This window comes from Cohnella kolymensis (assembly GCF_000829465.1).
Lineage (GTDB): Bacteria > Bacillota > Bacilli > Paenibacillales > Paenibacillaceae > Cohnella > Cohnella kolymensis.
In genome coordinates this window covers 43235-68178 of sequence record NZ_JXAL01000029.1, presented here as the reverse complement: position 1 = coordinate 68178, position 24944 = coordinate 43235, and the positions used below count along the sequence as shown (strand labels likewise).

General features: G+C 49.3%; 25 protein-coding genes, 5 pseudogenes and 1 riboswitch. Of the genes and pseudogenes, 10 read left to right on the top strand and 20 right to left on the bottom strand.

The annotated features are described in order from the left end of the window. Positions 1 to 5 precede the first annotated feature (5 nt). From SD71_RS25190 to SD71_RS19090, 3 genes are all read left to right on the top strand, one after another. On the top strand, positions 6 to 971 hold the full coding sequence (locus SD71_RS25190) for a M1 family aminopeptidase (RefSeq protein WP_235427244.1): 966 nt from the start codon (positions 6 to 8) through the stop codon (positions 969 to 971). An 11-nt stretch (positions 972 to 982) separates the two neighbouring features. Beyond that, complete coding sequence (locus SD71_RS19095; RefSeq protein ID WP_052476424.1) at positions 983 to 1621, top strand: hypothetical protein; 639 nt, start codon at positions 983 to 985, stop codon at positions 1619 to 1621. Positions 1622 to 2003: 382 nt separating this feature from the next. After that, positions 2004 to 2143: riboswitch (cyclic di-AMP (ydaO/yuaA leader) on the top strand. Between the two features lie 3 nt (positions 2144 to 2146). Further along, positions 2147 to 2752, top strand: coding sequence for a C40 family peptidase (locus tag SD71_RS19090; RefSeq protein WP_082034361.1), 606 nt, complete (start codon positions 2147 to 2149; stop codon positions 2750 to 2752). 137 nt (positions 2753 to 2889) lie between these two features. Here SD71_RS19090 and SD71_RS19085 read toward each other — a convergent pair whose 3' ends face one another. The 4 genes and pseudogenes from SD71_RS19085 to SD71_RS23285 form a co-directional block, all read right to left on the bottom strand. Further along, positions 2890 to 3216, bottom strand: coding sequence for a TFIIB-type zinc ribbon-containing protein (locus SD71_RS19085; RefSeq protein WP_041066776.1), 327 nt, complete (start codon positions 3214 to 3216; stop codon positions 2890 to 2892). Between the two features lie 61 nt (positions 3217 to 3277). Continuing rightward, positions 3278 to 4139, bottom strand: a pseudogene (rpoD, locus tag SD71_RS19080) (RNA polymerase sigma factor RpoD); the annotation flags it as partial. Between the two features lie 316 nt (positions 4140 to 4455). After that, positions 4456 to 6369, bottom strand: a complete 1914-nt coding sequence (locus SD71_RS19075; protein ID WP_041066774.1) for an ABC-F family ATP-binding cassette domain-containing protein — start codon at positions 6367 to 6369, stop codon at positions 4456 to 4458. Between the two features lie 104 nt (positions 6370 to 6473). Further along, positions 6474 to 6629, bottom strand: a complete 156-nt coding sequence (locus SD71_RS23285) for a DUF4190 domain-containing protein (protein ID WP_407637560.1) — start codon at positions 6627 to 6629, stop codon at positions 6474 to 6476. 220 nt (positions 6630 to 6849) lie between these two features. Between SD71_RS23285 and SD71_RS19065 the strand changes: the two genes are divergently transcribed. Together SD71_RS19065 and SD71_RS19060 are read left to right on the top strand one after the other, a co-directional pair. Next, positions 6850 to 7272, top strand: a complete 423-nt coding sequence (locus SD71_RS19065; protein ID WP_041066771.1) for a DUF6157 family protein — start codon at positions 6850 to 6852, stop codon at positions 7270 to 7272. Positions 7273 to 7298: 26 nt separating this feature from the next. Then, on the top strand, positions 7299 to 8075 hold the full coding sequence (locus SD71_RS19060) for an exodeoxyribonuclease III (RefSeq protein WP_041066864.1): 777 nt from the start codon (positions 7299 to 7301) through the stop codon (positions 8073 to 8075). 28 nt (positions 8076 to 8103) lie between these two features. Here SD71_RS19060 and SD71_RS19055 read toward each other — a convergent pair whose 3' ends face one another. Next, positions 8104 to 8775 carry a M15 family metallopeptidase gene (locus tag SD71_RS19055; RefSeq protein WP_082034360.1) on the bottom strand — a complete coding sequence of 224 codons (672 nt, stop codon included), beginning with the start codon at positions 8773 to 8775 and terminating at the stop codon, positions 8104 to 8106. A 114-nt stretch (positions 8776 to 8889) separates the two neighbouring features. Here SD71_RS19055 and SD71_RS19050 point away from each other — a divergent pair, with 114 nt between their 5' ends. Further along, complete coding sequence (locus SD71_RS19050) at positions 8890 to 9498, top strand: RNA polymerase sigma factor (RefSeq protein WP_052476423.1); 609 nt, start codon at positions 8890 to 8892, stop codon at positions 9496 to 9498. Further along, positions 9470 to 10210: a hypothetical protein gene (locus tag SD71_RS19045; protein WP_041066769.1), complete on the top strand. Its 741-nt coding sequence runs from the start codon at positions 9470 to 9472 to the stop codon at positions 10208 to 10210. Before SD71_RS19050 ends, SD71_RS19045 begins: the two co-directional genes overlap by 29 nt. Positions 10211 to 10250: 40 nt before the next feature. On the opposite strand, the pseudogene SD71_RS23280 reads toward SD71_RS19045, so the two are convergent. The 9 genes and pseudogenes from SD71_RS23280 to SD71_RS19005 all read right to left on the bottom strand — a co-directional run bounded on the left by SD71_RS23280 (position 10251) and on the right by SD71_RS19005 (position 17641). After that, a pseudogene (locus SD71_RS23280) lies at positions 10251 to 10530 on the bottom strand (DUF2277 domain-containing protein). Continuing rightward, positions 10530 to 10924, bottom strand: a pseudogene (locus SD71_RS19035) (Mpo1-like protein). Before SD71_RS19035 ends, SD71_RS23280 begins: the two co-directional pseudogenes overlap by 1 nt. A 432-nt stretch (positions 10925 to 11356) precedes the next feature. After that, positions 11357 to 11812 carry a D-ribose pyranase gene (gene rbsD / locus SD71_RS19030; protein ID WP_041066763.1) on the bottom strand — a complete coding sequence of 152 codons (456 nt, stop codon included), beginning with the start codon at positions 11810 to 11812 and terminating at the stop codon, positions 11357 to 11359. A gap of 26 nt (positions 11813 to 11838) precedes the next feature. Beyond that, on the bottom strand, positions 11839 to 12636 hold the full coding sequence (locus SD71_RS19025; protein WP_161793421.1) for a substrate-binding domain-containing protein: 798 nt from the start codon (positions 12634 to 12636) through the stop codon (positions 11839 to 11841). 20 nt (positions 12637 to 12656) lie between these two features. Continuing rightward, positions 12657 to 12824 carry a hypothetical protein gene (locus SD71_RS24080; RefSeq protein WP_161793420.1) on the bottom strand — a complete coding sequence of 56 codons (168 nt, stop codon included), beginning with the start codon at positions 12822 to 12824 and terminating at the stop codon, positions 12657 to 12659. Positions 12825 to 12839: 15 nt separating this feature from the next. Further along, positions 12840 to 13817: an ABC transporter permease gene (locus SD71_RS19020; protein ID WP_041066761.1), complete on the bottom strand. Its 978-nt coding sequence runs from the start codon at positions 13815 to 13817 to the stop codon at positions 12840 to 12842. After that, a complete protein-coding gene (locus SD71_RS19015) occupies positions 13814 to 15343 on the bottom strand; it encodes a sugar ABC transporter ATP-binding protein (RefSeq protein ID WP_041066758.1) in 1530 nt (509 codons plus the stop codon). Before SD71_RS19015 ends, SD71_RS19020 begins: the two co-directional genes overlap by 4 nt. Next, positions 15340 to 16290, bottom strand: a complete 951-nt coding sequence (gene rbsK, locus SD71_RS19010) for a ribokinase (protein ID WP_041066756.1) — start codon at positions 16288 to 16290, stop codon at positions 15340 to 15342. Before rbsK ends, SD71_RS19015 begins: the two co-directional genes overlap by 4 nt. Positions 16291 to 16345: 55 nt before the next feature. After that, on the bottom strand, positions 16346 to 17641 hold the full coding sequence (locus SD71_RS19005; protein ID WP_041066753.1) for a DUF455 family protein: 1296 nt from the start codon (positions 17639 to 17641) through the stop codon (positions 16346 to 16348). A 201-nt stretch (positions 17642 to 17842) separates the two neighbouring features. Here SD71_RS19005 and SD71_RS19000 point away from each other — a divergent pair, with 201 nt between their 5' ends. Then, the gene (locus SD71_RS19000; protein ID WP_052476421.1) at positions 17843 to 18724 is read left to right on the top strand and encodes a sugar phosphate isomerase/epimerase family protein; all 882 of its coding nucleotides are present in this window, start codon (positions 17843 to 17845) and stop codon (positions 18722 to 18724) included. A gap of 67 nt (positions 18725 to 18791) precedes the next feature. Here SD71_RS19000 and SD71_RS18995 read toward each other — a convergent pair whose 3' ends face one another. The 4 genes and pseudogenes from SD71_RS18995 to SD71_RS18985 form a co-directional block, all read right to left on the bottom strand. Next, positions 18792 to 19265, bottom strand: coding sequence for a GntR family transcriptional regulator (locus SD71_RS18995; protein ID WP_268747769.1), 474 nt, complete (start codon positions 19263 to 19265; stop codon positions 18792 to 18794). Between the two features lie 54 nt (positions 19266 to 19319). Further along, positions 19320 to 19445 (bottom strand): annotated as a pseudogene (locus SD71_RS25700) (GntR family transcriptional regulator); the annotation flags it as partial. A gap of 303 nt (positions 19446 to 19748) precedes the next feature. Further along, the gene (locus SD71_RS18990) at positions 19749 to 20975 is read right to left on the bottom strand and encodes an MFS transporter (protein ID WP_041066747.1); all 1227 of its coding nucleotides are present in this window, start codon (positions 20973 to 20975) and stop codon (positions 19749 to 19751) included. 441 nt (positions 20976 to 21416) lie between these two features. Beyond that, positions 21417 to 21752 (bottom strand): annotated as a pseudogene (locus SD71_RS18985) (GNAT family N-acetyltransferase); the annotation flags it as partial. A gap of 44 nt (positions 21753 to 21796) precedes the next feature. Between SD71_RS18985 and SD71_RS18980 the strand changes: the two are divergent. Beyond that, positions 21797 to 22099, top strand: coding sequence for a putative quinol monooxygenase (locus SD71_RS18980; RefSeq protein ID WP_041066744.1), 303 nt, complete (start codon positions 21797 to 21799; stop codon positions 22097 to 22099). A gap of 80 nt (positions 22100 to 22179) precedes the next feature. Here the strand turns inward: SD71_RS18980 and SD71_RS18975 are convergent, their stop codons facing one another. Together SD71_RS18975 and SD71_RS18970 are read right to left on the bottom strand one after the other, a co-directional pair. Beyond that, positions 22180 to 22554, bottom strand: coding sequence for an iron chaperone (locus SD71_RS18975; protein ID WP_152619512.1), 375 nt, complete (start codon positions 22552 to 22554; stop codon positions 22180 to 22182). 68 nt (positions 22555 to 22622) lie between these two features. Next, complete coding sequence (locus SD71_RS18970) at positions 22623 to 22937, bottom strand: dihydrofolate reductase family protein (protein WP_082034357.1); 315 nt, start codon at positions 22935 to 22937, stop codon at positions 22623 to 22625. A 614-nt stretch (positions 22938 to 23551) separates the two neighbouring features. On the opposite strand from SD71_RS18970, the gene SD71_RS18965 reads away from it, so the two are divergent. Continuing rightward, the gene (locus tag SD71_RS18965) at positions 23552 to 24829 is read left to right on the top strand and encodes a plastocyanin/azurin family copper-binding protein (RefSeq protein ID WP_041066738.1); all 1278 of its coding nucleotides are present in this window, start codon (positions 23552 to 23554) and stop codon (positions 24827 to 24829) included. Positions 24830 to 24944: the final 115 nt, after the last annotated feature.

The window sequence follows — 24944 nt, the reverse complement described above, 5'->3', positions numbered from 1 at the left end:
GGTACATGCATGCGGCCAAATCCGCTCTGGCCAAGCTCGGAGAGTGGTACGGAGAATATCCTTATTCCACGCTGTCTGTCGTGATCCCTCCGGCCGAGGGGAACGGAGCGGGCGGCATGGAGTATCCGACGCTCGTAACCGGCGCTGCGGCCCGGGACGATAATCCCGGCTATGAGCTTGAACGCACGCTGGTGCATGAGATTGCCCATCAATATTGGTACGGCATTATCGCTACGAACGAATTCGAGGAAGCCTGGCTCGATGAAGGATTCACCTCCTATACCGAAGACAAGCTCATGTCTAACATTTACGGTTTGGTGCCTAATATCACGATGGAAGCCAGCTACATGACCAACCCGGAACCGCTCGAGCAATTCTCATGGAGATATGCCTCTGCAGACTCGTACGCCGACAATGTGTATTTGCGAGGCAAGCTGGTGCTTAACTCACTTGAGCGGCAGGTAGGCGAGAAAGTGATGAACAAGATTTTGCGCACTTATTACCAGAAATACCGGTTCAAGCATCCCTCCTCTTCGGATTTTCAGAAAATCGTGGAGACAGTCACAAACACCAAATGGAACGATTTCTTCCAAGCGCATGTACAGCGAGGGGAAATGACGGATTATTCCGTGGAGCACATCAGCAGCGAAAAAAGCGACAACGGCTATGAAAGCCGCGTGCTCCTCCGCCGATATGGAGGCAGCGCGCACAAGGTGGGGATCTGGCTCCGGTTCGAGGACGGGCAAACCGTGCGAAAGATATGGGACGGTGTCCAGAATCACGTGCAGGTAAAACTGAACTCTTCGTCTCCTTTGGCATACGCAGCCATTGACCCGGGTTATCATGTCGTGCTCGACAATCACCGGTATAACAACTTCCTTAAAGCCGAAGTGCCTGCGAAAGTCCGTACCCGATGGTCGACCGGATTGACTCAGATCATCGAAGGTTTGTTCGGAACATTGGCGTGGTGAGGAGAGTAAATATGAACGGATTATTAAAAAAGGGATGGGACATGACTCTGCGGCATAGATATGTATTGGTTCTCCTTTTTCTGTATCGCCTATTATGGGGATTTTTCCTCTACCGGTTCATCGACAATGTCGTAACTCCCATACTGTCACGCTTTCCGGATGAACATCCCAACTCCGATGCGGTTCATGTATTCCTCATAGAAGCTCAGTTCCGTCTAATCAAAACCGGCCTTCTGAATGAAGTGCTCTGGATGCTCGGCGGACTGCTTCTGGTAAGGATGATCTTGAATCCCGTATTGAACGCAGGCGTGTATTACTCTTTTCACCACGCCTCGGATGGAGAAGGAACCAAAGTTTTGTCCGGAATCCGCCAGACATGGAAACCGGTAACGATGCTGTATTGGCTGGAGAACCTGCTTGTTCTGCTTCCCGCCGGATGGCTGGTTCCCTTGGCGAAAGACCGGTTCTTCTCAGAAGCTTCCCTTCGGGATTGGCTGCTGGGACTGCTGCCGTACGCCGCGGGCTGGGCGGTGTGGGATTCCTTCTGCATTTGTTGTTCCAGTTCATGCAATTCGGGGCTGTATCCCGGGAAGGGATCTGGAAGGGCCTTATGCTTGCGCTGCGGCGGGCTCTCCCCCTTCTGTCCGTAACCTTAATCTTGCTGGGCATTGGAATCGCCGTATCGGCAGCGGCATCAACCGTATCGCTGCTATGGTCAGGCTTCCTCGCCATCGCGCTGCATCAAGCATTTCATTTCATCCGTTCACTTCTTACCTTATGGACCGCCGCATCACAATATCAGGTTTGGCGCGAACAAAAGTTGTAATGTTGCCTCGTCCCAATTCGACATTTTCCGGGACATCCCCGGTTGCGGCTCTTAGACGGGCTGCAACCGGGGTTTGACGTTATTATCGGCGGGAAAATATGAGAAAAAGGAGGGATTTATTAACCGTTTATGAGAGTTAGATTAACGAATTCTAATATTAATACAGCAGGAAATTCGTCACAATTTGCGAATATGTAAGGCTGTGTATTATAAAACTGCCGAGTTCCCGAGCAACGGGAAACGGGGGAACCATTTAGTCGGGTGAATTGGCTTCGCTTCACAGGAGCCATAGGGAACCTTCAACCGAACCCTCCAGCTAACCTCGTAGGCATTGGAAGGAGTCACGGCTTTGCGTAAATGGTCGGTTGCTTTGATTTCTCTTGCATTATTGCTTACATTCCAAGCTGGCAGTGCCTTCGCGGACTCCAAATTGGACACAACAGTGGGGAAATTGATCGGAATCGGTTACGATTACGGCGGAACCACAAAGAGCGGCTTCGACTGCTCCGGATTTACCGGGTATGTATTTAAGCAGCTCGGCGTTAATTTGCCTCGTACTTCGAGAGATCAAGCAACTCGTGGTATGAAAGTGGCCCGGGATGAACTGCGGCCAGGCGATCTTGTGTTCTTCAATACGAGCGGGCGCGGAATTTCGCATGTAGGGATCTATGTAGGCGACGGCAATTTCGCCCACTCATCCAGCCGCAAGGGAGTTACCATCTCCGGCTTGGGTGATTCTTATTATTCGAAGCGTTTTGTAACCGCCCGTCGTGTAATGGACGCGAATACTTATCTAAAAGTTGCAACCGAACCGAAAGTTGTACTTGCTGCCAACAGCGAGACTGCTCCTCAGGACACTGAGGCTGCTCTGAAGACAGATGTTGCCGTACAAAGCGATGCAGCAGCGCCGGAAACAGCCGTGCAAGCTCCTGAAGTCGCCTCCGCAACGGATTAACTTCTGTAAAACAACGAAGGTCCGCTAATGCGGGCCTTTGTTGTTTTTTACTCCTTGTCTCTCTAGTTACCCAATGACAGTCATAATGAAAACCCCACTCCCTGTAGTCAGGAAGTGGGGTTCTCTTATTACGGGGGTCAATCGAATAAATCCCCGAATACATCCATAACGCTCTTCTTCTTTTTCTTGTGCGGGTGATGGGAGTGATCATGATGGCGGGATTGGTCACCGTAATAGGGCTGCTGCTGGGGAGCTTGCTGCACCCTCGGCGCCGGCTGCGGCTGCTTTGAATCGGTATAGTACCACTCATTGTATTCCTGCCGTACTTCCCGTACATCCTCCATCAACTTATCCAGTTCCCCACGGTCGAGCCAGACACCTTTGCACGTCGGACAAATATCGATCAGAATGCCGTCCTTCTCTACTTCTCTCATTCGAGAGCCTTCACAAACCGGACAATTCATTTCTAATTCCTCCTCCTGTACCAGCCTGCTCATTAATACGGGGCTTCAGACAAGTGGTTCCTTATTCTAAGAAATCTTTCAGCATTTTACTGCGGCTTGGATGTCTCAGCTTACGCAGCGCTTTGGCTTCGATCTGGCGAATCCGTTCTCGGGTAACGCCGAAAACCTGGCCGACCTCTTCAAGAGTCCGTGTGCGGCCGTCATCGAGCCCGAACCGGAGGCGGAGGACGTTCTCTTCCCGCTCCGTCAGCGTATCGAGTACATCCTCCAATTGTTCTTTCAGCAGCTCGTACGCTGCGGCATCGACGGGCGCCAGCGCATCTTGATCCTCGATAAAGTCGCCCAGATTCGAGTCGTTCTCTTCGCCGATCGGTGTCGCTAATGATACGGGTTCCTGCGAAATCTTCATAATCTCGCGAACTTTTTCGGCATCGAGCTCCATTTTCTCGCCGATTTCCTCTGGAGTGGGTTCGCGCCCGAATTCTTGCAGAAGCTGCCTTGAGATGCGGATCAGCTTATTGATCGTTTCAACCATATGAACCGGAATACGGATCGTGCGCGCTTGATCGGCAATTGCGCGTGTAATGGCCTGGCGAATCCACCACGTAGCATACGTACTGAATTTGTAGCCTTTCGTATAGTCAAACTTCTCAACCGCCTTGATCAGACCCATATTGCCCTCTTGAATCAAATCAAGAAACAGCATCCCGCGGCCGACGTACCGCCTTGCAATACTGACGACAAGCCGCAGGTTCGCTTCGGCCAATCGCCGCTTAGCCTCTTCGTCCCCTTGCTCAATCCTTTTGGCGAGCTGTACCTCCGTCCTCTGATGAAAGAAGATGCACCCGTCCGATTTCCTTCAGGTACATTCTGACGGGGTCGTTGATTTTCGTGCCGGGCGGCAGTGTAAGGTCGTCATCATGACTGAACTCACTCTGATCGCGTGCATTCAACTTTTGCTGAATCGTATCTTTATCGAATTCTGTATGTTCATCGTTCGACATAACCCCGCGCCTCCGTTCTATAACCGTTGTAATATGCCGCCTGTGATTATTGACAAAATGGTGGCATTGTGCTAAGATGATATTGATGGGTAAAAAGTTACTATAAAAGCCTAGATTATCAGTTTATCATAAAACTTCATTTGATTCAACCATTCACCTTCTTGCGTATGCAGGAAGGTTTTTTTATTCCTTTAATACGTAGGAACGAGCCTGCGGTTACACAGGCTCGTTCCGATCAGTTCTTCTTCTGCGCGACAATTTTCTCGGCGAGCTCATTCAGCTCCGTCCAACGCTCCAGCAGCTGCTCCAGCTTCGTCTCCAGCTGTTGCTGCTCATCTGCCAGCTGCTGAAGACGAGCGGAATCGCTGCTGGCTGTTTCCATTTTATCTGCGATTTGCTTCAGTTCTTGCTCCGCGTCGGCGATCCAGCCGTCGATCTGCTCATAGTCCCTCTGCTCTTTGAAAGACATCTTCAGCGCCTTTTCCCGGGCTTCCGGCTTTGACGACTCAGGAGATTGGGCGGAAGAGAGCGCGGGTTGTTCGGTAGTGTCCTGCCGCTGTGCATAAGCTTGATAGTCGGTATAATTGCCGGTATGATGCGTGATCACCCCGCCGCCTTCAAACGCCAAGATCCGGTCAACCGTCCGGTCCAGGAAATATCGGTCATGGGATACGATAAACACAACACCCGGGAAGTCATCCAGGTAATCTTCGAGCACCGTAAGCGTTGCGATGTCCAAGTCATTGGTCGGCTCGTCCAAAAGCAGCACATTCGGGGCGCTCATCAGCATCCTCAGCAGCTGCAGACGACGCTTCTCCCCTCCGGAGAGCTTGGACAGGGGTGTCCACTGCATGGATGGGGAAAATAAAAACCGTTCCAACATTTGCCCTGCCGACAAGGTAGAACCATCGGCCGTTCTGACCTGGTCCGCCCCTTCCCGTATATATTCCATCACACGAAGCGACTCATCCATCTCCTCGTGCTCTTGGCTGAACCATCCAAGCTTCACCGTCGCGCCAAGTTCTATGCTGCCTTGGTCGGGGTGGAGCTTGCCCGCGATCAGCTTGAGCAGAGTAGATTTCCCGCTTCCGTTCTGGCCGACGATTCCCACCCGGTCCTCCGGCACGGCGATATAGCTGAAATCCCGAATGAGCGTGCGCTCACCGAACCGTTTGGAGATATGATCGATCTCAACGATTTTTTTGCCCAGCCTGGTCGATGCTGCGGTAACTTCCAGCTTGTCCGAGGACGCCTTGGGCGTCTGCTCCTTAAGCGCAACAAACCGGTCGATGCGCGCTTTCTGCTTGGTAGATCGGGCCTGGGCACCGCGCCGAATCCACGCCAGCTCGCCCCTGAGCAAGTTTTTCCGTTTCGATTCCGCTGCCGCTTCCCGCTCTTCCCGCTCCAGCTTCAGCTCCAGAAACCGGCTGTAATTCGCTTCGTAGAAGTAGGCTTTCCCTTGATCCAGCTCAATGACGCGGTTGCTGACCCGGTCCAGGAAATAGCGGTCATGCGTAATCATGAGAAGGGCGCCCTTCCGCTTCTGCAGCATGCCTTCCAGCCAAGCGACAGTCTCGTTATCGATATGGTTCGTAGGTTCATCTAAGATGAGCACATCTGACGGTTGGAGCAAAGCGGCAGCCATAGCCACCCGCTTCCGCTGACCTCCCGATAATGTCGATACTTTATCCTCGTAATTACGAATGCCCAGCTTGGAAAGTACCGTCTTCGCATCGCTTTCCAGCTGCCATGCGTCGAGCTCGTTCATTTTCTGATTGGCGGTTAAGAGAGCCTCTTCCAGTCCGGGATCATCGGGTTTGCGCTCCAACGCCTCCATGATCGCGGCATATTCCCTTACCGCTTGCAGCTGCGGAATATCGCCGCCCAGAACATGCTCCAGCACGGTCTCCTCGGGTGCAAATACCGGATCCTGAGCCAGCATCCGAATGGTAACCAACTTGCCCTTGGTGACCGCGCCCGAATCTGCAGGCTCAATTCCGGCTATTACCTTCAACAAGGTGGACTTACCGGTTCCATTCACACCGATAATGCCGATTCTGTCATTCGTCTCGACGCCGAACGTCACGTCTTCAAACAGAATTTTATCGCTATAGCTCTTCGTTATATGTTCAACGGATAATAGATGCATATAATAACCTTCTTTTTAGCAAGAGTGCATAACAACACCCGTATCATATCACAAGTCGGCAAAAAACCCGACCTGATGGCCGGGCAAGCGCAGCGACGTTCTCGTTATACGTTAAACTCGTTGGAATCTACATAAAAGGCAAACACAAATGTAAGGAATATCAGAATAATAGCATACAGCACCGTGCCGATAATACTGGTGACCATTCCCGCGATGGCCATGCCGCGTCCTTGTTCGCCCGTCCGCTTACGGAACCACAATCGATAATATACCCAGTACCATAGCAGCGATGGATTTACCGTTCGTTTTGGGCGTTGTATACATAGGATTTTCGTCCAATTTGTTGCCTCCTTAGGATGTTGAGTTCATTATCCCGATCTGTGGGTTGACCATAGTTATTGACTGTATTTGTCAGTATTGTTGGAATATAATGAGGGCAAGCATGAACACTCCCTGAAAAAGAGGCGGTGAATTTATTTTATGAGCTACGTAGATACATTTATTACGGTTTCCCCGGATTGTCCCGTAACCGGCGCTGTAATCCCGAGCGACAAAAAGGAGCGAAAATCAAAGCCTTTTATCGAATATGATCTTCTCTCCGAAAATCCGTATGCATACACAGGAGACGATCTCATTTACGAGGTATATCTCCGGCATAAAAGTATATCGGAAGATGAACGATCATCCCGGGGCACTCAAATTCGGGACGAGCTGTTTCAGAAGCCCCATCCCTGCATGCGCGCTTCGATGCTGCCAAAGAAATACGGCTGGGGCGTCCATTACAATTCCGAAGTAAAAATCGCGATTTATGGGGTGGACTCTGCCGAATACCTGAATTTCATAGAAGACTCCGGCGGTCAAATTAAGCTGCTAGCTGCAATGCGTAATAAGCGCGCCAAGTAAAGGGCAGGGATAAGGGGAAAAGCATGATCAAGCTAATATCTTGGAACGTTAACGGCTTACGAGCTTGTGTGAACAAAGGGTTCAACGAATACTTCAAAGAAATGGACGCTGATATATTCTGTGTTCAGGAGACGAAGCTGCAGGAAGGACAAATCAGCTTGGAACAGAGCGAGCAATACGATCAGTATTGGAATTACGCATTGAAGAAAGGATATTCCGGTACTGCTGTATTTACAAAAATAAAGCCTCTTTCGGTGCGATACGGTTTGGAAGAAGATGAAGAACCCGAGGGGCGGATCATCACACTGGAGTTCGAAGACTTCTATCTCGTGAACGTGTACACGCCGAATGCCAAACGTGACCTTTCGCGGCTGGATTACCGTCTGGAATGGGAAGACCGGTTTCGGAGCTACCTAGAGCAGCTGGACGAACATAAGCCGGTTATTGTTTGCGGCGATCTGAATGTCGCCCACCATGAGATCGACTTGAAGAATCCCAAATCCAATGTCAACAACTCCGGCTTTACTTTGGAAGAACGGGATAAGATGAGCCGCCTGCTAGATTCCGGATTTACCGATACCTTCAGACACTTCTATCCTGAACGGACTGACGCCTATACCTGGTGGTCTTATATGCCCGGCGTGCGCCAGCGGAATGTCGGATGGCGAATCGATTATTTTCTCGCGTCTTCAAGACTGAATTCGTTGTTGATCGATGCGCAAATAGATTGCGATGTAACAGGCAGCGATCATTGCCCTATTATTCTTACACTTGCAGATATAAACGAAGAGGCCGCCTGCTAGAGGCGGCCTTTCGTGTGGAATATAGAGATTAGGGTTGGCTCTCAACGGGCGGCCTTTTGCCGGACTTTAACGCTTGTATCGAGTAGCCGAAATCCATTTGAAGGTGAGGGTAGTCTTTAAAGCTGCCTTCCCAATCTCCGCCCCAAGAAAACCCGAGCTGCTTCGCAACAGCTACAACTTCCATCCAATCGGCTTGACCGTTGCGATTCCCGTCAAACTCCAGATCCCAGATGACATCTCCGCTCTTGGTGCGTAACGCAAAATCAATGGCCAGGCCATAGTTGTGGTAGGAGTAACCGCCCTGGACTTGTGTCACGACCAAGCCGCTATCGCTGCGGCCTTGCTGATACAGCGCATTCTGCTGCTCCTTAGAGCGGAAACCGTCGGTAATCACTACGGATATTCCTTTTTCCTTGGCTGAGGCAACCAGCTCCGCTTTCTTCTGTGCGACAACCGGATGCAAACCGGTAACCGGAGGAACATCCTTTGCGGGGATATTCGGCACAACCGGTGACATAGCTTGAAGCTGGTTCCATACCAGCAAAAGTGCGATGGCCAGAACAGCCCATATAGTAAACTTGTAAATGTTGAATGATTTACGAGCAGACCGACGCGAGACAGTCCGCTTATGCGGAGTCCTGATCACTCTCTGCTTGCTTCTCGGCAGCGTTACCGCATGTTGTTGTTTGTTCGTGTTCATACTATTATTCTATCATATTTAGCCGGTTTTAAACTAAGAGGCTGTGATGCTTCCAATAACATTCGATGATGTACATCGCATCGTTCCCTGACTGTCACATTTTAAGCAGCTCGTGTGTTATACCTAGCAAATGGGGCCCCATTCCGGAAAGGAGGCAGCGCTATCAGCCAAGAATTCGATGTTGAAGCCCAGTGGATCGCCAATGTGAAGAATGGCGACACGAAAGATTTTGAGCATCTGATCCGAATGCACCAGCAACGAATCTTCGCCTACGCTTATTCATTGTTCAGACATCGGCAGGAAGCGGAAGATTTGGTTCAGGAGGTCTTTTTGCAAGCGTTCCGCAAGCTTCCCGACTATGAACCCCGGGTCAGCTTCTCCGCTTGGTTATATAAGATTGCCTACAACCAATACTTGAACATCCTGCGCAAACGAAATGGCTGGCTCAAAATCCTGCACTTGGTGCAGCCTGCTCCTGCCGGTTCTTTCAGTATCGAGAACGAAGTGTTCGAAATGACGGAATATTTGTGTAAGTTGTCCGATCTAGAGAAGCAAATCGTGCTCTTAAGGGTTCTGGAGGATAAAAGCTTTGATGAGTTGGCGGTAATTTTGGATGGCAATGCCGCCTCGTTGCGCAAAAAATTCGAACGAGCTAAAAACAAAATTAAAAAACAATGGACGGAGGAAGAGATCGATGGAATCCGACAACCAGTTCGCTTCTAGACTGATTCAAGCAACGAAAAAATTTCCGAATGCGGATGTTGCCGACCGAGTTATGAGCCGTATTGACCAAAAGCCTTATCCCGTACCGGCACAGCGCCAATGGTCTTCCCGCAGTTATAAAGCAGCGGTAATCACCTTTGTCTTGCTGCTGTCTATCATGGGGGGCGCCTATGCCAGCACGGTGTGGTTCGGTCAAACCGTTGATTTCCATGACTCACAGGGAAATGTTGTTCACAGCGTCAAAATTGACGACCTGAAAAATTATCCGAATGTCGAAAGGGTTCCCTCCACATCGTATTCCGACTATGATTCATTCATCCGGGCACTTCCTGCCACGCTGGCGACTTTGAACTTGCAGCCTCCCCAAGGTTTTGCATTCACCGAGGGCAAGGTGTTTGAGGTAGAACAAAATATGGCGAAGGTCAGCGTGTATTTTCAAAATGACCAGAATGAAACCTATGAGATTTCCGTGATGACGGATGACGGGTCCAACAAGAATCCAAACTTCTTGCTGTCCGCGGATCCGAATCTCGAGGTCGATATGTTCACCCAGGATCAAAAAGAATTCATGTTTGTAACAGTAAAGAATAATACCCTGCTGTTCTGGTCAGCTCCGGACAATCAAGGACACACCCTGAATTTCACGGCACTCGGGCCGACCGGCGCATCCGCTGAGGAATTGAAGGCCGCAGCGCAGCTCGTTTTGAATTGAAGAAAGGCCGGAGCTCTCAAGAATGGAGCTCCGGCCTTCTTCAATTCTCCCTGGTTCCGAACCTTTTGACGGCTTTAGCACGGGCACGTTCGACTTCTACCTCGCGATTCCGGGACGGGGCTTGGGTTACCAAGGAGCTCAGCAGTTTCTGAGCGACCCCTGCGACTTCCTTGACGGGCCAGATGAAACGCCTCCGCGTTCGCTTTTGAAGGTTCGTTGAAGCCCGACAGCTTTCTCACGAATTGAAGCGAGGCCGCCTGTATTTCATCCTCCGTAGCCGGAGGGTCGAAGTTAAATAACGTCTTAATGTTTCTGCACATCAGATATCACCTCGCTCTTGCTCCCCGGCCGCGTAAGCCTGACTCCGTATAACTCCACTCTCAATTCCGTGTTTTTTCAGTTCCTTGCCCAGCTTACCGATAAGCATATACCCGTACATTCTGAAGTCTGCCCTCAAGGACCACACGGGATGACCGAAAGTGGCGGGTTTGTTCCCTTCGATGAAGAAGTGGCTGAACCAAGCGAGCCCATACGCGATGATCGGGCGAGTAGAAACAGCCACCACTTGAAGAGGAAGCTCGCGAGAATGCAGGCGAACACGCAAGTCGTTCCGAGGAAGTGCCAGGCACGTGTGGAAGCTTTCTTGTGCTGTGAAAGATAGAAAGGCCAGAAATCATCGTAACTTTGAAAATTTTTCGTTGTCGGTTCGGACATATGCATGCATCCTCCAGTTTTCGGGTCTTTATTGGACTTGCTTTTTACTCGTCCATCTTTCGTTGATTAAATTTCAGCATCTGATGCTTTGTTGAGCTTGAACGATAGAATATTTTCCAGAATTTTTCGAAAACAAACTGCGGGAGCTCGTTAGTAAATACTTTCCTTAAAAATACCGAATAAGCAAGAAAACCGCAAGATTTTGGCTTCCTAATGTATTGGCTTGTCGCCTCTTACTGCTCCCCCGTCCACGCGTCTTCGAAATAAACATTGTCCATTAAACTAAAAACCATGATAGCATTTTCTGGTGACGGTTTTAGAAAAAACAAGGCCGCTGTTTCCGGTTGAATACCAGGAACAGCAGCCGCTTTATTAATACGCTCTTTTATTTCCGTCTACTCAATAGATTCTGGGCACTTGGTTCTTAATCGGTCAAACCTTATCTTTATACTCATTCGGAACGACCAATCCAGGCTTCGAAAACCACTGTGGGGCGTCTACCCCCGATTGGAGAATGATATTGCCGTACGGATCGAACGCGCCCGTACGGACAATCGCTTTAGCCTTGTTCGCCGCCTCCGTCAGGATCTGCTTATGTGGCAGCGTATCGAATACGGAGCAGTCAAAAATAGCATGTACTTTTTCCATCAGTGGTTTATTGTAGGTGGGAACTTCCGATGCATAATAGACTTTCTCCGCAATGAAATCTCCTGCGATCAAACGCAGCACTGTCTCGACATCCGGATCATCTTTTTGCAAGGCGAGATCAATTCGGCGTACATGATTGGGTATCGGGAAGCCGGCATCTACAACGAGCAGCCAGTCTCCATGCCCCATCCCGGCAATGACCTCATTGAGGTCTTGATTAAGAATCGCGCTTCTTTTCATGCTTCACACCTCTTTCAAAGTTCAAATTATTTCTGGGATTCGGCAATGGCTTCATCGATGTTCTTAGCGGATACGAAAATGGAAGGAAGCTCGATCTTGGCTTCAATCGATTCGCCTTTCGCCAGCTTCACCGCTGTAGCGACGGCAGCTTCCCCGTATTGGTTCGGATAGATCGCCATCGTACCCGCAACTTTGCCATCCTTAATGGCATTGAACGCATCCATCGTGCCGTCATTGGATACGATTACGATGCCCTTCCGGCCGGAAGCTTCAATAGCTTGTAGAGCGCCGAGCGCCATTTCGTCATTGGCTGCATATACGCCGTTGATATCCGCATGGGCTTGAAGCAGGTTCTCCATTACGGTCAGTCCTTCCGCCCGATCGAAGTTAGCCGATTGGCTGGAGAGAATTTTGATCCCCGCATTGCGTCCCATCGCTTCCTGGAAGCCTTGGCTCCGCTCCTGGGCAACACTCGTACCCATTACGCCTTGCAGTTCAACCACTTTCCCCTTGCCGCCAAGTTGTTCTGCCAGGAAATCTCCCGCCGTATTGCCGTGTTTGATTTCGTTGTAACCGAGATGACTGACCACCTCGCCTCCGTTCACTTGCCGGCCGGTCGTAATCACTTTGATGCCGGCTTTATTAGCCGCTTCAACCAGCGGAACGGTTCCGTCACTGTCAACCGGATCAAGTATCAATACGTCGATTTTCTGCTGAATCAAGTCTTCAACGCCTTGCAGTTGAGTCGCGAGATCGTTATTGGCGTCCACCACAGACAGTTTAACGCCAAGGGCCGCCGCTTCCTTCTCCGCGCCTTCTTTCACGGCGACAAAGAACGGGTTATTCAGGGTGTTGATGGCGTAGCGATCTGGATTTCCGAAGACCCGGCTGCCGCTGGTTCTGCACTCGCATTGGTATTACCCTTCTCATTGCCGCCGGATGTGTTGTTTCCGCCGCAGGCAGATAAAATCAAGGTGAAGCACAAGATCAAGAATGCAGCTGTTTTTTTCATAGAGAACCCTCCCGTTTATTGTTTGTCTGCGTTAATGAACCGATCGATAATGACTGCGAGTAACACAATGACACCCTTTACGACATTCTGGTAAAAAGGAGATACGTCGATCAAATTCATACCGGTCGTTAGTACTCCAAGCAAGAGAACCCCGATCAGTGTACCGATTACACCTCCCTTGCCTCCGAATAAGCTTGTTCCTCCGAGAATGACCGCCGCGATCGCATCAAGCTCATAACCGTTCCCCGCAATCGGGGTAGCGGCAGACAGCCTTGCACTGAGGATGATCGCCGCTGCACCTGCAAGCAGGCCGGAAACCGTATAGACGATGACTTTATGCAGATTGACCCTTACTCCCGCCAGCACAGTCGCCTTCTCGTTGCCGCCGATGGAATAGATGTAATGGCCATGCACGGTCTTCTTCAGCACGTAGAAAAAGAGCGCATAGACGAACACCAGCAGAATAATGGGAAACGGAATGGGGCCCAAATAACCTTGACCGATGAACTTGTATACCGGATCGGATATAATAATAGGCTTTCCGTCGGTGTAGATTAGGGTAAGTCCGGATATTGCGGTCATGGTAGCCAATGTTACGATGAAAGGGGTTAATTTAAGCTTCGCGATCAGAATGCCATTGACGAAGCCGAAAAACGCGCCTGTGAACAATCCTGCCGCTATTCCCAGATACGGATTCCCCGTACTGATTGCCGCCCCGGCCGATATCGCACCGGCAAGCCCTACGATGCTGCCGACGGACAAATCAATGCCCGCAGTTAGGATGACTAAGGTCTGGCCGACGGCAATTATACCGACAACCGATACCTGACGCAAAATATTGATAATGTTGGATGTTGTGAGGAAGTTCGGCGTCAGCATAGAAAATATGGCGATAACGAGCAGCAAAATCAAAAGCATGCCGTAAGTTTGCATGAAATACAAAGTATTTTTTCGTGACGTCATTCCCGATGCAGGAGCCGCCTGGTTCATCATCTTGCCACCTCCTTAACCGCTTTGTTGTCCTTGGCTCCTGAAGCATATTCCATCAGCAGTTCTTCGGTCGCCGTGTTGCGGCTGAACTCTACCACTACTCTGCCCCTGAATAACACCAGAATTCTATCGCATAAGCCAAGAATTTCATCGGCATCGCTTGAAGCGACGAGAATACCTTTATCCTTATCTGCAAGCCGTGAAAGCAAATGATAGATTTCAGACCGGGCGCCGATATCAATTCCCCGCGTTGGTTCGTTCAGTAAAATGACCTCGGGATCGGTGTACAGCCATTTGCCAAGGATGACCTTCTGCTGATTGCCACCGCTCAAATTTCGGACCGGCTCGCTCAGCGAGTTGAGTTTAATATTTAGCGACTGGACGTAGGAGTCACCCATCCGTTTGATTTCCCCGTCACGCTTGATTCCGTACCTAGCCAGCTTCCCCATTGAAGCGAGCGCCATGTTCGATGCCGAGCCCAACTCCAGCACCAGCCCTTCATCCTTGCGGTTCTCGGTTACGAGTGCTAGGCCGAGCTTCTTCGCCTTCGCCGGAGAATTGATATCGACCTTGCTGCCATGCAAGAAAATTTCGCCGGAATCGCAGCTTTCCGCGCCGAACATAACCTTCGTAAGTTCCGTCTGTCCAGCCCCGAGCAACCCGAATATCCCTACTATTTCTCCCTTGCGAATCTCAAGGGACACACCGCTGAGCACATCTCCCTTACGGATATCCTTCAATTCGAGCACCGTTTCTTTTGCCCTGCGGTCGGATTCAGGGAAGTAGTGGCCGACCTGCCTGCCGACCATGCATTCGATGATCCTCTCGCTGCTGAAATCCGCGATATCGCCCTTGGCCGTAACGCGGCCGTCTTTCATGATTGTGACATAATCGCATATTTCCTGTATTTCGTCCAAGCGGTGAGAGATATAGATAATGCCGATTCCGAGACTTTTTAGATGCCGGATAACGGCAAACAATTGATGGGTTTCTCCGGCAGTCAAGGTTGCCGTGGGCTCATCCATAATCAGTATTCTGGACTGGTCGGACAACGCTTTCAAAATCTCAACGACCTGCTGGTGTCCGATCGACAAATCTCGGATTTTCTTGCCGGGATCGAGCGAAATCCCGTATTGTTGCATAAGCTTCTTAGCCTCAGAAATCGCTTTGGATCTGGCAAAGAACAGACCGGATGCTCCGAGGCTTCTTTCCTTGCCCAAATAGATATTTTCCGCAACCGTCATTTCCGGCACCAGGCTCAGTTCTTGGTGAATAATGCTGATTCCGAGGTTCTTAGCAGCGATCGGCGACGTGATACTGACCGCCTCTCCACCGATGAAGACTCTGCCGGCATCCAGGGCGTACACGCCGGAAATAATCTTTACCAGTGTGGACTTTCCCGCTCCGTTTGCGCCTAGAAGTGCATGAACTTGGCCGACATCCAGCGAAAAATTAACGCTGTGCAGGATCCGGTTCGGGCCGAACGATTTGTCGATGTCCTTCATCTCCAAAATCGTTGTGGATCTCATCGCACTCCTCCCGGCTGAACGGACATGAACAAAGAAATCTGCTCACGCGTCGGCAGGGCTGGAATCACTTCATGTCCGATGACCGTGTACGCACCTACACAGCACGCAAAATGTACGGCCTCCTCCAAACTTTGACCTTCACCTAGCGCGACGGCCAGCGCTGCGTTGAAGGAATCTCCCGCGCCTGTCGTATCTACCGCATCAACAAGGATCGCCGGTATTGTATAATAGCTGTCAGCGCTTACAACCATAGCACCTTTTTCACCAAGCGTGATGATCACGGCTTCTGGTCCTTTGCGGAGCACCTCTCTCGCCAGGTCAATGTATTCGGAATCGGTTAACTGTTCGTCCGGCCTGCGGCCCGACATAATCTTAAGCTCGGATTCATTTGGCGTTACATAGGTCGCGAACGGCAGAATCGAGTCCAATTCGGTTTGAGCGGGCGCCGGGTTGAAGATGACGACCTTGCTCATATCACGAGCCATTTTCATTGCATGCCTCACGGTATCCAGATGGCTTTCCAATTGAAACAAGACAACGTCGGCTTCTGCTATCGCAGATTGTGCCGCCTCAATGTCTTCCGGTAACAACTCCATATTGGCACCCGGATCCACGATAATGCAATTGTCTCCGTGCTCATTTAGAAAGACGAAACCAACACCCGTTTTCCTTATGGTCGACCGTTTCAAGCGGCTGATATCGACTCCTTCATCGGTTAGCATGCTGACCGCGTCATCACCGTATCGGTCCGTCCCGATACATCCGATGAACCGGACGTCGCCTCCCAACCGAGCTGCCGCGACAGCCTGATTCGATCCTTTTCCTCCCGGGCATTCGCTGAAGCCGCTGCCGAATACCGTCTCACCCCACTCCGGCAATCGGGCAGCCTGAGCGATAAGGCCTACATTGTAGCTTCCGATGACTGTCACACTTGATTTTCTCCCCAAGGTTGTTACCCCTCCCTGACGATCGCGATGGATCTGGTTTATCACATCTTCCAAACTACCGCTTGGATGCTTTTTCGTACATATGTTCAGCAATTTGCTTAATTTCGTCTATTTCTTCCGGGGTGACGGTGTTTAGTACAGCGGCTACAAGCCGCTCGCACTCGCTTTTCACCTTCGTATAATCGTCCGGGTTCAGGCCTCTGTTCTTAAGTGCCTCAGACAGCCAAGTTTTCCCATATCCCGTATGGATCGTTTCATCCGCCCAGTCAAAATCCATATCATGCTGGCTCATGCGGTCATTCATTTTCTCAAAGTTTTTAATCCGTTCAATCTTCTTCCCGATATTTTTCGACTCGAAGTAGAACAACATACCAAGACGGTAAATTGGATCCTGTCCCTTGCAGGAATCGTAGATGTAGGAACCAAGCGGCAGCTCACCATCCTCAAATCCCCATGCCGACAATCGGCTGTACCCCATGCGAACGTGCCGGCTCTCGTCATACACCCATCTCGCCGCATCATAGATAAATTCCCATTCGAATTCACGCGAGAAATGATATAGAACGAATCCCGCGGTTTCAACCGCCCAAACCTCGTTGAAGTGACTGACCGCGCTTCGCAACTGCAGCTTCATACCGTCTCCGTAAGGATAGGAGGAGTCAACCATATCAGGCCAATAAAACCGCACATTCCGAAAGCTGTTTTCGCGAAGGGGAACATGCAGCGGCTCATATTCCTGAACCGGCATTTCCGATCCTGGGGCATTTGGGCCGTCAAGCCCAATTCCGCCGATATGCTGCAGCAGCGCATCCTGTTTCTTTAACCAGGCGTCAGCCGTTTTTACAGCCTCCGCAGGCTCGTCAGCAATGATCATGCCGATAAATTTCTCGATCACTTCAATGTGATGCTGCTTCTCGTCAATCGCAAGCCTCAGGAACCGGTATGTCGGTCCGTCACCGATTTCATCCGCGAATTTCAAATAGGTATGGTATGCGGTTCGGATAGCCGGCTTTATAATGCGGGATAGCAGCATCATATAAGCGAGCGCATTGGGAGCATGATAACCTGATCGGATGAAATCAACCAGCGGCTGATCTGTGCCTACCTCTAGCATTCGGCTTGGGAAACGCAATTCATATACCCGCTCCCGCAACATATTGCCCGTCATTGCATCTTCCCACAGCATTTTCGGAAAAAGCGTTTTCATTTCGAAGTAAGGGATTGCCGGCAGCCAGGCCGCCTGCCCAATGACCATGGCCTGTTCCATGAGGAAAAAACGTTTCAAAATAACTGCCGTATCGTACCGCATGTACGTTCCGCGTTCTGTGCCGGGTAAAAATTGAACCGTCATATCAGCACTCCTATCGCATTCATATTAGTCTTTTGCTTCTTAAACCCGGGGTTGAAACGAGACCAGTGATCTCCTATACTTATAATTAATCGTTGGTGTTGGACTATATACCTTTATATACGTCCTAATAAACATATTAAAGTATACCTCCCGTCACTGTCAATCGCTTCATTTCAAAATAATCTGGAAAGGACTGTCGCTATGGATAATGACAAAATTTCGATAACGAGCCGATTCGAGGTTCACCATTCTTGGTGGGCTATGCGCGGCATAGGCAGCCCGGAAGGAGAATGGCCGCTCGAGGAGAAGCTGGAGCGCATTGCAAAGGCCTCCTATCAAGGGATTCTTGGGCGTTTGCCTGCTGAGAGTGAAGCATCACTGTGGCGCCGGAAGCTCGACGACTTGGGATTCCGTTTCGGAATTGAAGCCTTCATCAATGAACGGAAGGACATCGAGGATTACTTAAGCCGGGCAGCGGATTTCGGGGTGGATTATATCAATGCGCAAGTGGGCAGTGCTTTTGTGACCGGCGGCGATGCTATCGAACTCTTGAACGGCTTGGTTGAACGTGCTGCAGCGTACAGGATACCGCTCTTTGTGGAAACCCATCGCGGCCGAGTGACGCAGGACCTGCTCCGAACCATCGATTATGTCCGGCAGATCGTCGGGCTTAAATTGACGATTGACTTCTCCCATTACGTGCTTGCCGGCGAAATTTTTCGCAATGTGGAAATCGTCGATCCCTATTTTGCACCGCTTCTCGAAAGAACAGCTTCCATCCACGGCAGGATATCTAACGGTCAGCAAATACAGGCGGACATTACTGAGCTTCAGGAGCACCCCATGACAGAGCATTTCGGACGCTGGTGGAGGGCGGGCATGAAAGAGTGGATGCAAAGGGCGAAACCTGGAGATTTCCTGCCGTTTGTATGTGAGCTAGGCCCACCTGATTATGCCGTGGTCTTACCCGATCCAGCATCGTCTGTCCGTCCCGTCGAGTTATCTGACCGCTGGTCTTCGGCGCTTGCTCTGAAGCGGTTTGCAGAGGAGCTTTGGGCTGACGTTGAGGCCGAACACGGCTAAGGTCCTAACGAAAAACCTCGCTTCCGCTGATCTTACTCAGCGAGCGAGGTTTGCGTTCGTGTATTTCTTAATCTCTACGAAGTACGGATGTCAATTTGATCTGATCGCTGCGAATCCATACCTTTGAATATTCGAGCGGTTCATCCGTGTCGGAATGAATAACCTGATCAAGAAGAATAATCGGCGTATTTTTCTTGATTTGAAGCAATTTCGAGATAGGGGGCGTGGAGCCTTGAGCGATAAACGATCGTTTCCCCCATTTGATTTTCTTCTTGTAATGTCCTTCAATAAGGGAGAATAACGTTTCTTTCGTGAAATCATGCTTGTCCATCTCCGGATAAAGCTTTTTCGATAAATAGTTTTCGAGAAAGACGACCGGAGTGTCCTCAAGAAACCGAAGCCGCCGAAGAAAATACAGCTGCTCGCCCTTCTGTAGACCAAGCGCCTCTTCCACTAGTTTGGGAGCTTCGATAAGATCAATTCCGATGAGTTCCGTTGTAAAGTCCTTTTGGTATTCAAGGAGAGCCTCGGCTGTAGACACCAGCCTCTCAGCAACAGGGGATTCCAGCTGTCCGCCTCCAACAACAAATGTGCCTTTGCCGTGAATTTGGATCAATACGCCTTCGTCTGACAGCTGTTTAATGGCTTGCTTCATCGTACCTCTGCTGATCTCCAGCGACTCAGCCAAATCGGACTCGGAAGGCAGCTTATCCCCTGCTTTCCACGTGCGCTGCCGATGTTTTGTTTAATCCAATTCTGTACCTGTACGTAAATCGGCTCGGGACTGATTCTGTTGATAACCGGCGGCATATAGATCATCATCCTCTATACGTTTATATACTATAATATACATATCTAATCCTTTTGTGACAAGCCGTATTCATTTCAGCGACTGTAAAGCACATCCTGTTAGCCGACATGCGGGTTTTCAGACACATTGCATCACCATCAGGATCAGCAAGAATCTCATAATAGTAGGGCTTGGCAAACACCTAAGACAGGTGTTTCCCAGGCCCTCTAATTTTTATCCGAGTCCTTCAAGCGGCTTCGCGTTCACTTGCAAACGTTTGAATTGAGACAGCAGAAATATACCGGTCAAAACCGATGCCACTCCTGACCATAGGAACCACACTTGGACGCCATACTGATCTACAATTGGTCCTGCCAGCAGCAAGCCGATTGGCGAGGCGAGCAGCATTAAACTGGTTACCAGCGAGATGACTCGCCCCAGCATCGCAGGCTCGTAAGCTTTCTGAATCATCGCCATATAGGGTCCGTTAAAGAACGGGGCAGCCGCCCCCATCAAAAACGATAGAATGGCGAAGACAATAAAGGCTTCATCGCTGATTACTCCGCTTCCTATACAGGTTAAGCCGATTAGCACCAAGCTCCCGCAAATATACGTGATATCCTGCCATTTCGAAGCCGCGACGGATAACAATAATCCGCCAAGTATCATTCCGATACTGAACACCGCCTCGATCAGGCTTGCGCTATATCCTCCCCGTTCAAAATGGGACAACGTCATGAATGGAAACAACATCGCAAGCGGCATGAAGACCACGCTGAATATCGTCGTTGCGATCGTAATAATGACAATAGGTTTAACTTTTATGAAAGCTTGCCAGCCCAACTTGAATTCGCTAATGAAATGAGGTGCTTGCTTCGCTTCCGCCTTCGGTTGATTAATCTTAACTGACAGAAGCATAAGGCTTGCAATTAAAGCCCCAACCACATCTAAGAACAACACCATGCCAAGGGAGGCAGCCGAATAAACGGCAATACCAAGAGCCGGCCCGATAACGGTAGAAACCGAAAAGACCATTTGATGCCAGCCTGCCACCCGCGTCAACTGCTCTTGAGGAGCAATGAGGGGAATCGCTGCTTGGAATGCCGGCGCATGGAAGGCGGTAGCCATGGAGCGCGCCATCAATATGAGATAAACGAATCCCAAACTCGGTTCGCCAAAATAATAATATAAGCCTAAAACGAGACTGAATGCCGCAATCGTGCTATCTGCCGCAATCATAGTAAATTTTCTATTCCATCGATCCAGCCAAACGCCGATAAACGGACCTAAGATTGCTTGCGGCAAGAACGCGACAAGCCCGGCTATCGTCAACACTACAGCGGACTCCGTCGTTTCCGTCAGATGCCAAATGATCGAAAATTGGACCATCGAGCTCGTTAATATAGAGAAGATCTGACCGCTAAATATGATCGCAAACGCTTTTTTCCAGTAAGTTGGCATTCTTCATTCCCCTTTTTTGGATGCTAAAGAACCATTCCTCGTTTATGGACAATGTAAAAAGTGAAAAACAAATAAACCTTGCCATCATCCCATACAAATGGCCGAGTTTACCTTGTTCGTTCGTACATTACCTTAAACGCATGGAATGGGTACACAAAATAAACACCTCCAAAAAAGATACCGCTAGTGTATCAATGTTGGAATTGGAATTCAATGGTTGTAAAATGAGAAGGTGATTGTATAGGAGATGTTGTCAATCGACGGACGGAGGTCACGGGAATTCCGTGTTTAACGCGGCAGATCAGCTAGAGGCTATCTCGCTAAGGAATCCAAAGCCATTTCCAAGATGATGATCGGTTAAACTTTTTTAGAAGTTAATCGCAAACAAGCAAACGTCCTCATCGGTGTTGTCAAACGGAATCATGCCTTCAAATTGTAACGGGAAGCGGCCTCAACGGCATACCCTTTCCCTGTAAAATCAGGTAGAAAAGCAAACCCAATATCTACATCTTCTAAGAAATCTCTTTTTACCAGTCCGCAAATGCCCATCGGAATGCCCCCATCCTTCAACTCCGTCATGTAAAATCCGAAACCCAGGCGGGCATACATATCTAGAGCTCCTTTTAGAATATAATTTCGCGCGTCATCGATGGTTCTCACGCCTCTATCACCTATGTAACTGACCCAGGAAGGGTCGTTCAAAAGCTCAAGGATAAAAGCAGCATCCTCAATGGTTTGCAGACGAAGAATCAACCGTTCTGTTTCTAATACTTTCATGGTAGATGCCCCCGAAAAAAATTTTGAGTGTAGAGGTGAGAATAATGAGCAGATTCGGAATGTATGCTAAATTCACGGCTCAATCCGGTAAGCGCGATGCTCTGGTAGAAATCTTGTTAGAAGGTGCCGATTCCAGCCAGTCAATGAAAGATTGTGAGTTGTATATTATCAACATATCGGATACCGAGCCCGACACCGTATGGGTAACGGAAGTATGGAGCAATGCTGAGGCACATAAGGCTTCTCTCACCCGAGAGGAAACAAAAATGGCTATCCAACGTGCAATGCCCTTGATCGCAGGTGTCGAGACCATCAAAATGCGACCATTGGGAGGTAAAGGTCTCTAATCACGATCATGCTGCGGGAAGTACTTAAAGGATACGGTTCTATTCCATATAAACAACAATACCACTCCGGCAAGGAGTGGTCATTGTTGTTTGTTTTTCGCTTTATTCATATTCTCAGAAACTCTGAAGGTAACGATCTTACTTATTAATTCATAAGGCAGCGACTGTCCAATTGGGAATTGAACAGACCCTTTTGCCCCTTTATATGCCGCTAATTCAAGCTTAAATGCTTCGATTCCACTGGGAGCCGGATAAAAGCCTATGTGATTTTTATAAGCAGCAAAATGCACCAAGTTCCCATTCTGCACAAAGGTCGGCATTTGGTAGCTAATCTTTTCCTCTGCGTCAGGTGCTGACTCTTTGATAACTTGTCTTAATTTCAAAAGGATCTTCTGAGTCTCAATGGGAAACTGTGAAATATACTCGTCTATTGAACCAATCTTGCTATGTTCCATGATGTCCCTTTCCACTCCTATATTTTACTCACTTTACGATGGCGAGTTGATCTTATTTCTCGTCTAATCTACCGATAACAGAGCAGGATATTGCCAGAATTGAACGCCTTGCTATCCACTAGCTGAAGGGACAGCTTTTCACGGAAATTCCGGAATAATGGCCTGCCTATGCCCAAGACGACAGGATTCAGAATTAATCGGTATTCATCGATCAAACCAAGCGGGGCGAGAAGCGACACGAGGGTGCCGCTGCCGAAAATCGCAATGTCTTTGCCGGGCTGTTGCTTTAACTCCGCGATTCGGAGTGGGGTGCTGTTGCTGTCCTTGATCAACGATGAACGGTTCCATGTCTTGTACCCTTCGGCACCGTTTACAATGCACAACTTGAGTCTAGCATATTAGCAATATTGAGATTTCTTATGTATTGCTGTTTTAAGAAAGAACGGCCGCTAGCTAAAAAGCCATTTGCACCTCATTCGAGGATGCAACCGGCTCAATTCTGCTTTACACACTTCGCCAAGCAGCGTCCCTACCGGCAGTGTACATCGGAACAACAGCTACCGACAACAGGCCTGAAGCTTGCTTTTGAATAAAAGACGGATGTGATCGTTGATGAGCAATTAGCGTTCGGTGGACGGGGTTGTTATTGTTGCCGTTTCCGTTCACGCCGATAATGCCGATTTATCACCGGTCTCGACCCCAAAAGTGACATCTTCAAACAGAATTTTATCGCCGCAGCTCTTTGTTATATGTTCAACGGATAACAAGTGCTTCATACCAACCCACTTTGTCAGTAAGTTATAGAACAACCACTCGTATCGTATCAGAATGGGTCTGATAAAAGGGGAATAAGCGTCGCCGGGAAACACATTTATATGACATTGTTCATCTATTTTCCTACCTACTCCACTTCATCACTTTATGGTAAAGTTATACATATGCGCTAAATAATCCCGAAAAATATTTGGCGTTATTATATAATTAAAGGAGCGGTAGAATGAAAAGAAAAGCCACGGCATTTGTTCTCGTCCTCGCAATGGCCATGGTGCTAATCGGATCCGCATTTGCGGCCGAATCAAGCACAGACACCTGGCAGGTATCGGTCGGTAAAGAAACAGACGCGGCTTCGCTGGACTCCATGTTCCCAAAAGTAGTTTACATCCATGAAGGAGACAAAGTGGTGTTCACGAACGCAGCGAAATTTACCCCTCACACCGTTACGTTTTTAGCGGGCAAGGCCCCTCTCTCACCTGAAGATCCTGCTTCCGTAGCTCCCTCAGCAGCAAGCAGCGTAAGCTGGGACGGAAAAACGCTTTTAAACTCTGGCATCTTGGAACCTACGAAAACGTACGAAATCACTTTTACAGCGAGCGGAGCCTACCCCTATTACTGTATTCTTCACCCGCTTATGAGCGGAACTGTAGTCGTAGTTCCTAAAGGCCAGCCTATCCCAAGCAAAGTAGAACAGGCCGCGGCTACAAAAGCGCAAGAAAATGAACTCATACTGCAAGCAGAGGCACTGAAAGGGAATCATGAAATTCAATATACCGATAATGGAAACGGTTCTTTGACATACAAGGTAGCGCTGGGTTCCGCTCACACCACCCTTTCCCATAATCGCATGACACCGGATTTAGTGACCATCAGCGAGGGCGATTCCGTGGAGTGGAGTAACCTAAGTCCATACGAACCGCATTGGGTCACCTTTAATAAACCTGCAGATCTAGATTTTTTTACTGACCAGGGCCTCAATCCGAAGTTTTTGGCTCCGGCAGGGGGCAGCGAATTTAACGGAAAAGGATTTATAAACTCCGGAGTGGTGATGAACGGTCAATCTTACAAATTAAAATTCACTAAAGCGGGGACCTATACCTACGAGTGCTATCTTCACTCGGGTTCATTAATGAAGGGCACAGTCGTTGTGTTTCCCAAAAATGCTGTGAAATTCGTAGTTAATGGTAAAGCGGTCGCCGATTCTGCCAAAGCACAATGGAAAAACGGCAGCTTGTACGTTTCTATACCGTCTTTTGCCCAAGCGATGGGTGGAAAAGCCGTATACGACAGCAAGCTTAAAGCGATAGTTGTAACAGTGGGCCAGGGATCGCAGGCAAAAAAAGTTCAAACTGCATCTATTAAATTGAATGGAACCAATTATGCGTCTGCGGAACAAATTGTACGCGCGCTGGGCGGAACTTATACTTGGAATGAAAAAACCAAAACTTTCACCGTTACAGTGGGCGCCGCAGCAACTGCGGATCATACCGGTCATCAATAGAAGTATTATTCATTAATTGACAGTTCAACAGGATAGAGAGGGAGCGTAGACGCTCCCTTTCTTGTCTTTAACAGGAGGGAATTCGACAATGAGAGGGAAGGTACGGTATAGGTTA